Raw genomic sequence first — 15,990 nt, 5'->3', positions numbered from 1 at the left:
AGGGTGTTCCCACCGGTGGTGAGGACCGGTGCCGGCCCCGACACCCCCGTGGGCCCGCACGGAGCCGGGGCCCGGCGCGGACCCTTCCGTGCCGGGGAACGCGTGCAGCTCACCGACGAGAAGGCGCGGATGAGCACCATCACCCTCACACCGGGTGGCGCGTTCCACACCCACAAGGGGTATCTGCAGCACGACGCCCTCATCGGTGCGGACGAGGGGTCCATCCACACCAACACCAGCGGGCAGCTGTACCAGGCGCTGCGGCCGCTGCTCTCCGACTTCGTGCTCTCCATGCCCCGCGGCGCTGCCGTGGTGTACCCGAAGGACGCCGGGCAGATCGTGACGATGGCGGACATCTACCCGGGTGCGCGCGTGGTGGAGGCGGGCGTGGGCTCGGGTGCCCTGTCCATCTCGCTCCTGCGGGCGGTGGGCGACGCCGGGTCGCTGCACTCCTTCGAGCGCCGCGAGGAGTTCGCGGACATCGCCCGCGGCAACGTCGAGACGATCTTCGGTGGCCCGCACCCCGCCTGGCGGATCACGCTCGGCGACTTCCAGGACCAGGTGGTGCAGCACGAGGAACCGGGGTCCGTGGACCGCGTGGTCCTCGACATGCTCGCGCCCTGGGAGTGCCTGGACGCCGTCGCGACCGTCCTGGCGGCCGGAGGTGTGTGGATCAGCTACGTGGCCACCGTCACCCAGCTCTCGCGCACCGCCGAGGCCATCCGCGCCGACGGGCGGTTCACCGAGCCGGAGGGGTGGGAGTCGATGGTGCGCGGGTGGCACCTGGAGGGCCTCGCCGTGCGCCCGGACCATCGGATGGTGGCGCACACCGGGTTCCTGCTCACCACCCGCCGCCTCGCCGACGGGGCCGTCGGGTTCACGCCCAAGCGCAGGCCGTCCAAGACCGGCTTCAGCCAGGAGGACCTGGACGCCTGGACCCCGCAGGCGGTCGGGGAGCGGGAGGTCTCGGACAAGCGGCTCCGCAGGGTGGCCCGGGACGCGGCGTCCACCATCCAGCGCGGCTCCCTGCCGCCCGAGGAGGCCCAGGCCCGGCGTGATGCGCTGGCCGAGGGCGGCTCGATCGAGTGAGGTCCCGGCCGGCGGGCAGGGCGCCGTTCACCCCGTGGATCCGAGTACGTCACGCCGACCGTCTGCGCTAGGGTCGGGAGACAGCTGACTGTCGAATCGAAGGTGGCCCACGACCATGCCAGACCCCGAGGACAAGGCCCCCGCCGCCGATGCGCGGGGCGGGGCCGTCCCGACCACCGACACCGCGGCGACCCAGCGGCAGCTGAACGTCCTGAAGGACAGGGTGCGCTCGATCGACCGGCAACTGGCGACGGCGAGTGCCAACAACGGGAAGCTCGTCGCGGCCCTCGAAGCGGCGCGCTCGGAGATCGTGCGGCTGAAGGCGGCGCTCGAGAAGGAGGGGGCCACCCCGTTCAGCTTCGCCACGGTGCTGCAGGTGAACCCGAAGCAGGGGGTGCAGGCCGGTGTCACCACCGAGGCCACCGTGCAGGACACCGCGGACATCCTGCAGTCCGGTCGGAAACTGCGTGTGACCGTCAGCCCGCTCATCGGTGTGCGGAACCTCGCACCCGGGCAGGAGGTGCTCCTCAACGAGTCGCTCACCGTCGTGGCGGCCCTCGGCTTCGAGCGGGCCGGTGAGATCGTCACCGTCAAGGACCTGATCGGCGAGGACCGCGCCCTGGTGGTGGGACGGACCGACGAGGAGCGGGTGATCAGGCTCAGCGGTCCGCTGCGGGCGGAGAGCATCCGGGTGGGTGACGCCCTGGCGGTGGACCCGAAGTCGGGCTACGGGCTCGAGAAGGTGGCACGGAGCGAGGTGGAGAACCTGGTGCTCGAGGAGGTCCCGGACATCACCTACGGCGACATCGGAGGGCTGGGCCCGCAGATCGAGCAGATCCGCGACGCCGTCGAACTGCCGTTCCTGCACCCCGACCTCTACCGGGAGCACGGGCTCAAACCACCCAAGGGGATCCTCCTCTACGGCCCTCCCGGGTGCGGCAAGACGCTCATCGCGAAGGCGGTGGCGAACTCCCTCGCCGCACGTGCCGCGGAACGCGCCGGCCTGGAGCAGATCCGCAGCTACTTCCTGAACATCAAGGGCCCCGAGCTGCTGGACAAGTACGTGGGGGAGACCGAGCGCCACATCCGGCTGATCTTCGCCCGTGCACGGGAGAAGGCCTCGGACGGCAGCCCCGTGGTCGTGTTCTTCGACGAGATGGAGTCGCTGTTCCGCACGCGCGGCACCGGCGTCTCCTCCGACGTCGAGACCACCATCGTGCCGCAGCTGCTCAGCGAGATCGACGGCGTGGAGAAGCTCGAGAACGTGATCGTGATCGGTGCCTCCAACCGCGAGGACATGATCGACCCGGCGATCCTCCGGCCCGGCCGCCTGGACGTGAAGATCAAGATCCAGCGGCCGGACGCCGAGGGTGCGGCGGAGATCTTCGCGAAGTACGTGACCCCGGACCTCCCGATCCACGCGGACGACCTCGCGGAGAACGGGGGCGACGCCGCTGCCACCGTCGCGGAGATGATCCGACGCACCGTGGAGCGGATGTACTCCACGGAGAGGTCCAACGAGTACCTCGAGGTGACCTACGCCAACGGCGACACCGAGATGCTGTACTTCAAGGACTTCAGCTCCGGCGCGGTGATCCAGAACGTGGTGGACCGGGCCAAGAAGTACGCGATCAAGGAGCTGCTGCTCGGGGGTAGCAGAGGGCTCCGCCTCGAGCACTTCCTGCGCGCCGTGGTGGACGAGTTCCGTGAGCACGAGGACATGCCCAACACCACCAACCCGGACGACTGGGCCCGTATCTCCGGCAAGAAGGGGGAGCGCATCACGTACATCCGGACCATCGTGCAGGGCAAGGCCGGTCAGGAGCCGGGCAAGTCCATCGAGACCGCGGCGAACACCGGACAGTACCTGTGATGCCCACCGGTGGTCGCCGCACCACACCGGCGGAAGGCGTGTCCCTCCCCGCGGTGGGCGAGGGGATCTCGGTGCACCGGGTGATGGGGACCGAGACGGAGTACGGCGTCATGGCGCCCGCCCTCCCCGCGGCGAATCCCGTGCTGCTCTCCTCGCAGGTGGTCAATGCCTACGCGGCCACCCTGCGGGAAGGCCTCGGCAACCTGGCCGGCACCCGCTGGGACTACACGGACGAGTCCCCGCTCAGTGACGCCCGGGGATTCGTGCAGAACCGCTCCGAGGCGCATCCCAGTCAGCTCACCGACGAGCCGGACGCTCCGGACGAGCTCACGGCCGAGCAGATCGCCCTCGAACGGGGCGGCTCCCCGGAGGCGGCGGTGCTGATGAACCTCGTCCTGGACAACGGTGCGCGGCTGTACGTGGACCACGCCCACCCCGAGTACTCCTCCCCGGAGGTCACCAACCCGCTCGACGCCGTGCTCTGGGACCGGGCCGGCGACCACGTCGCCGGGGTGGCCATGGAACGCATCGGTGCCACCCCCGGGTTCTCGCCCGTCATCCTGTACAAGAACAACACCGACAACAAGAGCGTCTCCTACGGGTCGCACGAGAACTACCTCGTGCCGCGGAGCGTCCCGTTCTCGCGCATCGCCGAAGCCCTCCTGCCCTTCTTCGTGTCCCGTCAGGTCATCTGCGGGGCGGGCCGCGTGGGCATCGGGGCCCACCATCAGGAGGCGGGGTTCCAGCTCAGCCAGCGCGCCGACTTCTTCGAGAACGAGGTGGGCCTGGAGACCACGGTGCGCAGACCCATCATCAACACCCGGGACGAGCCGCACGCCGTCGCCGAGAAGTACCGGCGCCTGCACGTGATCATCGGGGACGCGAACCTCAACGAGGTCTCCACCTACCTCAAGATGGGCACCACCTCGCTGGTCCTGTCCCTGATCGAGCACGGGCTCGCCCCGGTGCCGGTCCTCGAGGATCCTGTGGCAGCACTGCAGGTCATCAGCCACGACCCCACCCTGCGTGCCACCGTGCGGTTGAAGGACGGCCGGGAGCTCACCGGCCTGGACCTGCAGGAGCTGTACTGCGAGGCCGCGGCGGCCGCCCTCCCGGACGACGCGGACGCCCAGACCCGCGACGTCGTCGACCGCTGGCAGCGCCTGCTCCTCACCCTCCGCCGCGATCCCCTGGAGGCCGCACGACAGGTGGACTGGGTGGCCAAGCTGAAGGTGCTCGAGGCCTACCGGGCCCGCGACGGTCTCGGGTGGGCCGACCCGCGGCTCGCGCTCGTGGACCTGCAGTACGCGGACCTGCGACCGGACAGGAGCATCTACCAGCGCCTGGCGCGCCGGGGCGAGGTGGACCTGCTCGTGGACGCGGACGACGTCGCCCGGGCCGCCGTGGAGCCCCCGCGGGACACCCGGGCCTACTTCCGGGGCCGGTGCATCTCGCAGTACCCGGCGCAGGTGGTCGGTGCCAGCTGGGACTCCCTCATCTTCGACCTGCCGGGGGAGCGGCGCCTGCAGCGCGTCCAGACGCGTGAGCCGCTCAGGGGCACGGCCGCTCTCACGGAGGAGCTGTTCGACGCGGCGGTGGATGCCGAGGACTTCCTCACCCGGTTGTTCAGCGGGCCCTCCCGTCCGCGTGGCACCATAGGAGCCTGAGCATCGACGGCAGCACGAGCACGGGAAGGTGACCACCATGGCAGCGCAGGATCGTATCACCAGGAGCGGGACCTCGGCGGACACCGAGCAGGAGGTGCCCGAGCCCGCACCGGCCGTCCCCGCGACCCAGGACACCGCCCAGACACAGGGCGTGGTTGATCTCCTCGACGAGATCGACGGCGTCCTCGAGTCCAACGCGGAGGAGTTCGTGCGCGGATTCGTGCAGAAGGGCGGCCAGTAGCGGATGCTGCGGGACGACGCCGCTGTCCCTCGCACCGCCCCGGTCTCCTTCAGCGAGTACCTGGGCGAGCACCACCCCGGCCTGCTGCCCGCCGGCCGCACACCCGGTCCCGGGGGTCCGGTCGACGCGTCCTCCCTCGCCCCGCACGCCACCACCATCGTGTCCCTCACCTATCCCGGGGGCGTGCTGATGGCCGGGGACCGCCGCGCGACCATGGGCAACGTGATCGCGAGCCGGCACATCGAGAAGGTGTTCGCGGCGGACCGCTCCTCGGTGCTCGGGATCGCGGGGTCTGCGGGGATCGGCCTGGACCTCACACGACTGTTCCAGGTGGAGCTGGAGCACTACGAGAAGATCGAGGCCACCATGATGAGCCTCGACGGCAAGGCCAACCGCCTCGCCGCCATGGTGCGGCAGAATCTCCCCCTGGCCCTGCAGGGTCTCGCGGTCGTCCCCCTCTTCGCAGGATTCGACACGGCCCGGCACGTGGGCCGGCTGTTCTCCTTCGACGCCACGGGCGGCAGGTACGAGGAGTACGAGCACCACTCGGTGGGCTCCGGCTCCGTCTTCGCGCGCGGGGCGCTCAAGAAGCTGTGGAACCCGCGCCTGGACGAGCGCACGGCCGTCCGCGTGGCCGTCGAGGCGCTGTACGACGCCGCCGACGACGACTCCGCCACGGGCGGACCGGACACCGTGCGGAATCTGTGGCCGGTGGTGTTCGTGGTGGACTCCGCCGGTGCGCGGCGGATCCCCGACCGGGAGCTCGAAGCCGTGGCGAGGACGATCGTCGGGACCCGCTCCTCGGCCGGACGGGAGGCCTGAGCCATGACCTCCCAGTTCTACGTGTCCCCCGAGCAGCTCATGAAGGACCGCGCGGACTTCGCCCGCAAGGGGATCGCCCGCGGCCGCTCCGTGGTGGTGATGAGCTGCTCCGACGGCATCGCCCTCGTGGCACAGAACCCCTCGCCGTCCCTGCACAAGCTCGGGGAGATCTACGACCGCATCGCGTTCGCGGCGGTGGGCAAGTACAACGAGTTCGATAGCCTCCGGCAGGCCGGTGTGCGCTACGCCGACGTCCGTGGGTACTCCTACGCCCGCGAGGACGTGACCGCCCGTGGGCTCGCCAGCGTCTACGCGCAGAGCCTCGGCGGTGTGTTCACGGCCGAGAGCAAGCCGTTCGAGGTGGAACTCGTGGTCGCGGAGGTGGGCCACACGCAGGACGCGGACCACCTCTACCGCCTGACGTTCGACGGTTCCATCGCCGACGAGCGCGGTTTCGTGGTCATGGGCGGTGCGGCCGACGTCGTCGTGGCGGCCCTGCGGTCGGAGTGGTCCGCCGATCTGGACCTCCCCGGCGCGGTCCGTGCCGCCGCACGCGCCCTGCACACCGGCCGTGGCGTCGACGCCGACGGCCCGCGTCCTCCCGGCACCGCCCTCGACCCTGCGCTGCTCGAGGTGGCGTTCCTCGAACGACATCCGGGAACCTCCCGGGGAAGCCGCCGCGCGTTCCGCAGGGTGGACGCCCCTGAACTGCACCTGGTGCTCACCTCCGGATCGGGAACCTGATGGACCGGCGGATCTTCGGCGTCGAGACGGAATTCGGCATCTCCTACTCCGGGCCGGGCTCACGCCCGCTCTCCCCGGAGGAGGTGGCGCGGTACCTGTTCCGCAAGGTGGTGAGCTGGGGCAGGTCCTCCAACGTGTTCCTCACCAACGGTGCACGGCTCTACCTCGACGTGGGCTCGCACCCCGAGTACGCGACGGCGGAGTGCGACGACCTCGCGCAGCTGATCGTCCACGACCGCGCAGGAGAGCTGATCCTCGAGGACCTCGTGTCCGAGGCGCAGCGCAAACTGGCCCACGAGGGCTACGACGGCAAGATCTACCTGTTCAAGAACAACACCGATTCGGCCGGGAACTCCTACGGCAGCCACGAGAACTACCTCATCCCGCGCAAGCTCGAGTTCTCGCGTCTCGCGGACATCCTCATCCCCTTCCTCGTGACGCGCCAGCTCCTCGTCGGTGCGGGCAAGGTGCTGTCCACCCAGACCGGCTCCATCTACGCCTTCTCGCAGCGGGCGGACCACCTGTGGGAGGGCCTCTCCTCCGCCACCACGCGCTCGCGGCCCATCATCAACACACGGGACGAGCCGCACGCCGACGCCGAGCACTACCGCAGGCTCCACGTGATCGCCGGTGACTCCAGCATGTCCGAGGCCACGATGCTGCTGAAGATCGGCTCCGTGGACCTCCTGCTGCGCATGGTGGAGGCCGGGGAGATCATGCGCGACTTCCGGCTGGAGAACCCCATCCGCAGCATCCGGGAGATCTCCCACGACCTCACCGGCCGCCACCTGCTGCGGCTCGCCAACGGCCGTCAGCTGACGGCCCTGGAGATGCAGCGCGAGTACCTGGCCCGGGTGAGCGCGTTCGTGGAGCAGCACGGGGCGCACAACGCACACGTACCTGCGATCCTCGACCTGTGGGAACGGGTCCTGGACGCCGTGGAGAGCGGGAACACGGCGCGGATCGACACCGAGGTGGACTGGGCGATCAAGAAGAGACTGATCGACCGCTACCTCGCGCGGTCGGGTGACACCCTCGACTCCGCGAAGGCGGCGCAGCTCGATCTCACCTACCACGACATCTCACGGAGCCGCGGGCTGTTCTTCCTCCTCCAGGCACGGGGTGAGGTCAGGCGGGTGGTGGACGACACCGCGATCGAGGACGCCGTGGACGTCCCCCCGCAGACCACGCGCGCACGTCTCCGGGGGGAGTTCGTACGCCGGGCGAAGGAGGCGGACCGCGACTACACCGTGGACTGGGTGCACCTGAAGCTCAACGACCGCGCGCAGCAGACACTGCTCTGCAAGGACCCCTTCGTCTCGGTGGACGCGCGCGTGGACGCGCTCCTCGAGCAGCTCTGACACCGGACCCGCCCCGTGCGCCGCTCCGGTGTCCGGGCGCCTCCCGGGAGAACGGGGGAGCGCTCAGCCGTTAGGCTTGGGAGGGCTCTTCCTCCACGGGCGGCCCGAACCGGATACCGACACTGAAAGTGGTTCTGTGCGAAAAGTACTAGCGATCCTCCTCCCGCTGCTGCTGTTGCTGACGGCGTGCGGAGGAGCTCCCGGCGGAAGCTCCGAACCCACCGTGGGACGCTCCGCGGGGGCCGCCGAGGTGTTCGACTCCTTCAGCGTGAGCGGAGGGTCCGACGACGAGGCGCCCACCGTCGAGTTCGATTCCCCCCTCGACATCACGGCCACCGCGGCGAAGGCGGTCGTGGACGGTGAGGGCGACGAGATCCAGGCGGGGCAGCAGGTCCGCTTCAAGCTCCTGGGCCTCGATGCGAACGACGGCGAGGTCCTCGGCGACACCTACGCGAACGAGGCCCAGGTCCTCGTGGTGGACGATCAGCTCCAGACCGAGCTCCCGGACCTGTACGACGTCCTCGTGGGGACCCACGTCGGCGCGCAGGTCGCCTACACCGAACCGGCGCCGGAGGCCCCCGAGGGCTCGGAGAGCACGGACCCGCTCCCCTCGCAGATCCTGCTGCTGCGGATCGTCTCCGTGGAGGACCAGCCCGAGCCGCTGCCGGAGCCCGAGATCCTCCCGCAGGAGGACGTGCAGCGCCTGGACGACGACGGCCAGCTGCCCACCTTCACCTTCGACGACGACGGCGCGCCCGAGGTCAGCATCCCGGACACCGAGCCGTCCGAGGACCTCGTGGTCAAGGTCCTCGAGGAGGGCGACGGCGACGTCCTCACCGAGGAGGACACCATCAGTGCGAACTACAGCGGCTGGACCTACAGCAGCGGCGAGCAGTTCGACTCGAGCTATGAGCGCGGCGAGCCCTCCAGCTTCCCGCTGACCGGCGTCATCACCGGCTGGACCAACGGCCTGGCCGGGCAGAAGGTGGGCTCCAAGGTCCTCCTGGTGATTCCCGCGCCCTGGGCCTACGGCGACCCCGCCCCGGGCGGCCGCCCGTCCGGGACGCTCGTGTTCTACGTGGACATCGTCAGTAAGGACACCGGGCAGTAGGCCCGCACATCACCCCCGTACCCACACCCAAGGAGAGGAACACCATGTCCTTCGGACAGCGCAGCTTCGACCGGCAGAAGCCGGAGATCGACTTCCCCGAGCACGACGTCCCCACGGAACTGAAGATCGAGGAGATCGTCGAGGGGACGGGGCCCGAGGCGAAACCCGGGAACACCGTGTCCACCCACTACGTGGGTGTGGCGTTCTCCACCGGTGAGGAGTTCGACGCCTCCTGGAACCGGGGGGCACCGCTGGACTTCAAGGTGGGCGTGGGCCAGGTCATCGAGGGCTGGGACCAGGGCCTGCTCGGCATGAAGGTGGGCGGGCGACGCCGTCTCGAGATCCCCGCGCACCTCGCCTACGGTGCCAGTGGCGCCGGGTCCGCCATCGGCCCGAACGAAGCCCTGATCTTCGTGGTGGACCTTCTCGCCGTCCGCTAGGACCTCCCGTCGGGGTTCCGCCCCGCAGCAGTCCCCGGGGGCGCAGGTCAACAGTGTTGGCCGGCGCCCCCGTTGCCGCATCCCCTGAAGATAGGGTTCCCCCGTGTCTGTGAAACGTACCGAACGCCTCCTCACCCTCGTGATCCTGCTGCTCTCCAGCCGGCGCGGGTTCACGAAGGAGCAGCTGTTCGACGAGATCGATCTCTACCGCGAAGCCACCTCGGCGGCGGCGCGCGAGAAGCTCTTCGACCGCGACAAGGCCGCGCTGCGCGAACAGGGGATACCCCTGGAGGCCTTCAGCGAGGACAGTCTCTTCGACCACGACAACACGGTGCAGCGGTACCGGATCAACGCGGAGGACTACCGGCTCGGCGGGGTCACCTTCAGGCCGGAGGAGTACGCAGTCCTGAACCTCGCCGCCGGCGTCTGGGACCAGGGGTCCCTCGATTCCGCGGCGTCCCGCGCGCTGCGCAAACTCAGCTCCCGCAGCACGCCCGGCGCCGTGGAACTCACCCCCCTCATCCAGCCGCGCATCACCACGGACGCGCCCTACTGGGACCTCGTCTGGCAGGCGCTGACCTCCAGGACGCCCCTGCGGTTCCCCTACCGGGCGGCCAGCACGGGCCGGGAGGAGCTGCGGACGGTGCATCCCTGGGGGATGGGCGCGCGCTTCGGGCACTGGTACCTGGTGGGTTTCGACACCACGCGTCAGGCCGAGCGGTTCTTCCGGCTCTCGCGGATGACCGGGGAGCCCGCACTGCAGAAGGGCACCTTCGAGGTCCCGGAGGACTTCGACATGAACGCCACCCTGTCCTCGCTCTCCCGCGGCGAGGCCGACCGGGTGGCCGTCGTCGCCGTCCGCCCCGGATCGTGCCAGGTGCTCCGGGTGAGGAAGGACACCGAGATCCTCCGGACCGGGGAGGAGTGGGACCTCCTGCGCGTCCCGTACGCCGCCTCCAGCCCCATGGCGGCCACCATCGCCGGGCTGGGCACCAACGCACGGCTCGAGGAACCGGCGGAGCTGGCCGCGGAGGTGGGCCGGCTGCTCGACGGCGCGCTCGACGCCGCACGCGCCGCCCCCGAAGGGCTGGAGATCACCGGGGGCGTACGGCCCGCGCCGCGCAGGAAGTCCTCCTCCCAGGACCACCTGCTGCGCCTGCTGGATCTCGTGCCCTACCTCCTGGCGCACCCCGGGGAGGAGGTGGGTGAGACGGCGAGGAGATTCGACGTCTCCGAGTCCCAGCTCACCAAGGACCTCGACCTGCTCTTCGTCAGCGGACCACGCCACTACCCGGACAGCCTCATGGACGTGAACATCGAGGACGGCCGCATCTACCTCACCAACGCCCGGGACCTCGCCGAACCCGTGAAGCTGAGCATGGACGAGGCCTGCTCGCTGATCGTGGGTCTCCAGGCGCTGCGGGAGCTGCCCGGCATGCGGAACAACGAGGCGATCGTGAGCGCGCAGACCAAGCTGACGGCGGCCGCGGGGGACGCCGCCATGATCGGTACGGCGGTGGCCACCAAGCTCACCGAGGACGACATCGATCCGACCCTCGAGGTGCTCCAGGCCGCACTGCAGTCCAAGGTGCGGGTCGCCGTGGACTACTTCGTCCCCACCCGCGACGAGATCACGCACCGGCTGCTGGAACCCATCCGGATCTTCCTGCACCAGGACACCTGGTACCTGGAGGCGTGGTGCGTCGATTCCGGGGGACTGCGGAACTTCCGCCTCGACCGCATCCAGAGTGCGACGCTGACCGAGCAGCCCGCCACGGAGACGGGGGAACCGGACGACGGCGCGCCCCGGCGTGCATCGTCCCCCTACCGCTCCGACGACGCCGATCAGGCGGTCACGCTCCTGTTGGAACCGCGGGCACGGTGGATCGCCGCACAGTACAAGGCGGAGGCCGTCGAGGAGTTCGGCGAGGACCGGCTGGCTGCACGCCTGCGGGTGGCCTCGAGTACCTGGATCCCGGGCCTGGTGGCCGGCCTCGGCGGATCCGCGGCCGTGGTGGCCCCCGATGCCCTGCGCGAGGAGACGCTGCGCTGGCTGGAAGCTGCCCGCGCCCACCATTCGCTGGCCTAGACTGGCAGCATGCTGTGGTGGATGTGGATCGTGTTGTGGGTCGCCGTGGTCGCGGTGAGCGTCATCGTCCTGGCCCTCGTGGGGTTCCGGGTGTTCCGGAAGGGCATGCGCACCCTGCGTGACTTCGGGGAGGCGACGGACCGCCTCCAGGTCCCCGTCCCCTCGGACGACGGCGGTCGGCCCGCGAGTGCGCACGTACCCGGGATCACCGTACCCGCGGTCTTCTCGGACCCGGAGAGTGTTCGTGCGGCCCGCGAGATGGCACGGGACCGGCGTGTGGACGGTCGGCGCAGCCGCCGGGTGCAGAAGCGGGTGGACCGGGGTCAGCCGCAGCTCCTGCGGGACATGCCGCACTTGTGAACTAAACTGGATCAGGGATCAACGAGAGGGACTGGGTATGAGGCTCGAAGGCTGGCACATCGTCATCATCATCGTTCTTGCGATCGTTCTGTTCGGGGCCCCGAAGCTGCCCGGGCTGGCACGGAGCGTGGGGCAGTCCCTGCGGATCTTCAAGTCCGAGGTGAAGCAGATGAAGGACGAGAACAACAGTGATCGCCCGTCCGGTACCGACCCCGTCGAGGGACGCGTGATGGACGGTCAGCAGACCTACACTCCCACCTACCAGAACCCCTCGCCGCACCAGGGCACCGAACCTCCGCGCTACAGCGCAGACCCTCATGTCGAGAATCCGGGTCAGGCAGGGGCTCCTCGACAGAGCGGCACCCCGCACACCAACCCTTAGGCCGGTATCCGCGAGTGTCACCTGCAAAGGGCCGGCCCCGTGGTCGGAAAGCCAACCCCGAGGGCCGAATGGCCCTCAAGGAACATCTCCGCGAAGCGCGTAACCGCCTGTTCAAGGCCGCCCTCGCCGTCATCGTGGGTACGGTGGCAGGATTCTTCCTCTACGATCCGGTGCTGCAGGCGCTGGGCACGCCCATCGAGACGATCAACGCCCAGGAGGGCCGGCAAGCCGCCCTCAACTTCGACACGGCGGCCTCCCCCTTCGATCTGCTGATCCAGATCTCGGTCTTCCTCGGCGTCCTCATCTCGAGCCCGGTCTGGCTGTACCAGCTGTGGGCGTTCATCACCCCCGGCCTCAAGGTCAAGGAACGCAGGACCGCCCTGGCCTTCATCGCCGTGGCCGTACCACTGTTCCTCGCCGGCATCGCGCTGGCCTGGCTGATCCTGCCCAACGCGGTCGTCGTGCTCACCGGCTTCACCCCGGAGGGTTTCGCCAACCTGATCAACGTCTCGGTCTACTTCGCCTTCGTCCTGAGGCTGATGCTGGCCTTCGGCATCGCGTTCCTCCTCCCGGTGTTCCTCTTCGGTCTCAACCTCGTGGGCCTGGTCAAGGGCAGGCAGATCCTGAAGGCCTGGCGCATCACGGTCTTCCTGGTCTGCCTCTTCGCGGCGATGGCCGCGCCGGGAGGGGATGCACTCAGCATGTTCTACCTCGCCGTACCCCTGCTGCTGCTGTTCTTCGTCGCGATCGGCCTGTGCCTCCTGAACGATCGCCGCAGGGACCGGAGGAACGCCGCACGTGAGGCGGAGGTGGAGCAGGGGGCCGACACGGCATCGCGCATCGACGGTCTCTAGTCGTCCGCCCGTACCGCGGCGTGGTCCCGATCGGGTCCTGGAGCCTCTCCACGCTCTGCGCGTACATCGTCCGTACCGGACACCCGTGTCCGGGGGAGCGTCTAGGGTTGGATCCATGAGTACCCCCGCGGAGAGATACGCAGCGGCGAAGGCCCGGACGGAACACTCACGGACCCAGCTGGGCCGCTTCGAGGAGACCCTGGACTTCGAGCTCGACCCGTTCCAGCGCGAATCCTGTACCGCACTCGAGGACGGCAAGGGTGTCCTCGTCGCCGCGCCGACCGGGGCGGGGAAGACCGTGGTGGGGGAGTTCGCCGTCTTCCTGGCCCTCCAGCACGGTCTGAAGGCCTTCTACACCACCCCGATCAAGGCGCTCAGCAACCAGAAGTACTCCGAGCTCGCCGCCGTGCACGGCAGCGACAGGGTGGGACTGCTGACCGGGGACACCAGCATCAACGGCGACGCCGACGTCATCGTGATGACCACCGAGGTGCTCCGGAACATGCTGTACGCCAACTCGTCCTCCCTGGACGACCTCGGGTACGTGGTCATGGACGAGGTCCACTACCTCGCCGACCGCTTCCGCGGAGCCGTGTGGGAGGAAGTGATCATCCACCTGCCCACCGAGGTCAAGCTGGTGTCGCTGAGCGCCACGGTGTCCAATGCCGAGGAGTTCGGCGCGTGGCTGGACACGGTGCGCGGTGACACCGACGTGGTGGTGTCCGAGCACCGGCCCGTACCCCTGTGGCAGCACGTCATGGTGGGATCCAACCTGCTGGACCTGTTCGCCGGTGACATCGCCTTCGACGAGGCCGCGCGGTCCGGCACGGAGACCGGGGCGAGGGACCAGTACGACGTCAACCCGGAGCTGCTGGAGCTCGCCAGCAACGAGGTGCGGCTGAACCAGCGAGCCTCCTGGGGTGGGTCCGGGGGGCGCCGGGGGAAGTCCCGGAACGGGCGCGGGGCGCCGCCGCAGACCACCCTGGTCCGCCGCGCCACCCGGCCGCAGGTGATCACGGCTCTGGACCGCGCCGACCTGCTCCCCGCCATCACCTTCATCTTCTCCCGCGCAGGCTGCGAAGCGGCGGTCACCCAGTGCCTGCACGCCGGGCTGTGGCTGACCACGGAGGATGAACGCGACAGGATCGCCGAGCTGGTGGACGCCGTCACCCTGGACATCCCGCCCGACGACCTCGAGATCCTGGGCTTCTGGACGTGGCGCGAAGGTCTGGTGCGGGGCTTCACCGCCCACCACGCCGGGATGCTGCCCACCTTCAAGGAGGTGGTGGAGCGCCTGTTCGCCGCCGGGCTCGTCAAGGCGGTGTTCGCCACGGAGACGCTCGCCCTCGGCGTCAACATGCCGGCCCGCACGGTGGTGCTGGAGAAGCTGGACAAGTTCAATGGCGAGGCCCACGTCAACGTGACGGCGGGGGAGTACACGCAGCTCACCGGCCGCGCGGGCCGGCGCGGGATCGACGTCGAGGGACATGCCGTGGTGCTCTGGCAGCCGGGCACCGACCCCGGCGCGGTGGCCGGTCTGGCATCGCGTCGCACCTACCCGCTGAACTCCAGCTTCCGGCCCACCTACAACATGAGCATCAACCTCATGGCGCAGTTCGGCCAGGTGCGCTCCCGCGAGATCCTCGAGACCTCCTTCGCGCAGTTCCAGGCCGACCGCTCCGTGGTGGGTCTCGCCAAGCAGGTCCGGAGCCGCGAGGAGTCCCTCAAGGGCTACGAGAAGTCGATGACCTGCCACCTGGGTGACTTCGGCGAGTACTCCGAGCTCCGGCGTCAGCTGTCCGACCTCGAGACGGCGGCATCCCGGGACAGGTCCCGTTCCCTGCGCTCCGCGGCGGAGTCCTCCCTCGAGTCACTGCGGCCCGGGGACGTCATCGACGTTCCCGGGGGACGGAGCCAGGGATACGCCGTGGTCCTGGACACCGACACCGCCCGGGAGCCACGCCCCACGGTGCTCACCCTTGAGACGCAGATCCGCCGCGTCGGGGTCCAGGACCTCGACGGACCGGTGGAGGTGCTCTCCCGCATCCGGATCCCCAAGCACTTCAGTGCCCGCAGCCCCAAGGACCGCCGCGACCTCACCTCCTCGCTGCGCAACGCCCTCGCGGAGAAACGCCCGCCCCGCCGCGGTGCGGACCGCGTGGCGGCCGGGTACTCGGCGTCCGCCGCCGCGGAGGAGCGGGCCATCACCGACCTGCGACGCCGGTTGCGCTCGCATCCCTGCCACGGGTGCAGCGAACGCGAGCAGCACGCCCGGTGGGCGGAGCGCTGGTGGAAGCTGCGCCGGGAGACCGACAAGCTCGGCAGCCAGATCCGCGGCCGGACCAACACCATCGCCAAGACGTTCGACCGCGTGTCCGAGGTGTTGAGCTCCTACGGGTACCTGGAGGACACCGGGAACGGCATGGTGGTGAGCGCCTCGGGGCAGAAGCTGCGCAGGATCTACGGCGAGAAGGATCTGCTGATCGCCCTCTGCATCGAGGAGGGGGCCTTCACGGATCTCGACGCCGCGGAGCTCGCCGCTCTCGCCACGGTCCCCGTGTACCACGCGAAGCGTGAGGAGCGCGGCCTGCGGCCGGTGATGCCCACCGGAGCCCTGGAGAGTTCCGTGGACATCATCATCCGCCAGTGGTCGCGTCTCAACGACGTCGAGGAGCAGCACCGGCTCCCGGTCACCGGTGAACCGGAGCTGTCGCTGGTGTGGCCGATGTTCAAGTGGGCGCAGGGCCGGTCGCTGCAGGCCTCGCTGAGCGGGACGGATCTCGCGGCCGGGGACTTCGTGCGCTGGTCGAAGCAGGTCATCGACCTGCTCGACCAGGTGGCGAAGGTCCCGGATCTTCCCGGGAACCTCCACCAGACCTGTGTCCGCGCCATCCGCCTCGTCCGACGCGGTGTGGTGGCCTACTCGAACATCACCGAGTAGTCCCGCACGGCATCCT

Annotated in this window: 14 protein-coding genes; all 14 read left to right on the top strand. The window is 69.6% G+C overall.

Translation table 11 applies throughout. The annotated features are described in order from the left end of the window. The first annotated feature begins 3 nt into the window (after positions 1 to 3). The 14 genes from AC792_RS05995 (at position 4) to AC792_RS05930 (ending at position 15,974) form a co-directional block, all read left to right on the top strand. The gene (locus AC792_RS05995; protein WP_049829661.1) at positions 4 to 1,089 is read left to right on the top strand and encodes a tRNA (adenine-N1)-methyltransferase; all 1,086 of its coding nucleotides are present in this window, start codon (positions 4 to 6) and stop codon (positions 1,087 to 1,089) included. 115 nt (positions 1,090 to 1,204) lie between these two features. Further along, a complete protein-coding gene (arc, locus tag AC792_RS05990; protein WP_049829660.1) occupies positions 1,205 to 2,962 on the top strand; it encodes a proteasome ATPase in 1,758 nt (585 codons plus the stop codon). After that, positions 2,962 to 4,629: a depupylase/deamidase Dop gene (dop, locus tag AC792_RS05985; protein WP_049829659.1), complete on the top strand. Its 1,668-nt coding sequence runs from the start codon at positions 2,962 to 2,964 to the stop codon at positions 4,627 to 4,629. Before arc ends, dop begins: the two co-directional genes overlap by 1 nt. 37 nt (positions 4,630 to 4,666) lie before the next feature. Further along, the gene (locus AC792_RS16900; protein WP_049829658.1) at positions 4,667 to 4,870 is read left to right on the top strand and encodes a ubiquitin-like protein Pup; all 204 of its coding nucleotides are present in this window, start codon (positions 4,667 to 4,669) and stop codon (positions 4,868 to 4,870) included. Between the two features lie 3 nt (positions 4,871 to 4,873). Next, entirely contained in the window at positions 4,874 to 5,692 is an 819-nt protein-coding gene (gene prcB / locus AC792_RS05975) for a proteasome subunit beta (RefSeq protein ID WP_152916056.1), read from the top strand. A gap of 3 nt (positions 5,693 to 5,695) precedes the next feature. Then, a complete protein-coding gene (prcA, locus tag AC792_RS05970) occupies positions 5,696 to 6,436 on the top strand; it encodes a proteasome subunit alpha (RefSeq protein WP_049829657.1) in 741 nt (246 codons plus the stop codon). Next, positions 6,436 to 7,797: a Pup--protein ligase gene (gene pafA, locus AC792_RS05965; protein ID WP_049829656.1), complete on the top strand. Its 1,362-nt coding sequence runs from the start codon at positions 6,436 to 6,438 to the stop codon at positions 7,795 to 7,797. The genes prcA and pafA overlap by 1 nt, the downstream gene beginning before the upstream one ends. Positions 7,798 to 7,933: 136 nt before the next feature. Continuing rightward, positions 7,934 to 8,908 (top strand): FKBP-type peptidyl-prolyl cis-trans isomerase, encoded by a 975-nt coding sequence (locus AC792_RS05960; RefSeq protein WP_152916055.1) that lies wholly within the window; start codon positions 7,934 to 7,936, stop codon positions 8,906 to 8,908. A gap of 44 nt (positions 8,909 to 8,952) precedes the next feature. After that, positions 8,953 to 9,348: an FKBP-type peptidyl-prolyl cis-trans isomerase gene (locus AC792_RS05955; RefSeq protein WP_049829654.1), complete on the top strand. Its 396-nt coding sequence runs from the start codon at positions 8,953 to 8,955 to the stop codon at positions 9,346 to 9,348. A gap of 103 nt (positions 9,349 to 9,451) precedes the next feature. After that, entirely contained in the window at positions 9,452 to 11,437 is a 1,986-nt protein-coding gene (locus AC792_RS05950) for a helix-turn-helix transcriptional regulator (RefSeq protein ID WP_082177513.1), read from the top strand. A 9-nt stretch (positions 11,438 to 11,446) separates the two neighbouring features. After that, positions 11,447 to 11,797: a hypothetical protein gene (locus AC792_RS05945; protein ID WP_152916054.1), complete on the top strand. Its 351-nt coding sequence runs from the start codon at positions 11,447 to 11,449 to the stop codon at positions 11,795 to 11,797. Between the two features lie 37 nt (positions 11,798 to 11,834). Beyond that, entirely contained in the window at positions 11,835 to 12,179 is a 345-nt protein-coding gene (tatA, locus tag AC792_RS16305) for a Sec-independent protein translocase subunit TatA (RefSeq protein ID WP_082177512.1), read from the top strand. Positions 12,180 to 12,247: 68 nt separating this feature from the next. Further along, the gene (gene tatC, locus AC792_RS05935; RefSeq protein ID WP_049829651.1) at positions 12,248 to 13,033 is read left to right on the top strand and encodes a twin-arginine translocase subunit TatC; all 786 of its coding nucleotides are present in this window, start codon (positions 12,248 to 12,250) and stop codon (positions 13,031 to 13,033) included. A gap of 115 nt (positions 13,034 to 13,148) precedes the next feature. Then, positions 13,149 to 15,974 carry a DEAD/DEAH box helicase gene (locus AC792_RS05930; protein WP_049829650.1) on the top strand — a complete coding sequence of 942 codons (2,826 nt, stop codon included), beginning with the start codon at positions 13,149 to 13,151 and terminating at the stop codon, positions 15,972 to 15,974. The last annotated feature ends 16 nt before the right edge of the window (positions 15,975 to 15,990 follow it).

This window comes from Arthrobacter sp. RIT-PI-e, assembly GCF_001187915.1.
Taxonomy (GTDB): Bacteria; Actinomycetota; Actinomycetes; order Actinomycetales; family Micrococcaceae; genus Arthrobacter_D.
Note: the sequence above shows the minus strand (reverse complement) of the source record. Positions and strands in the feature narration are given on the sequence as shown.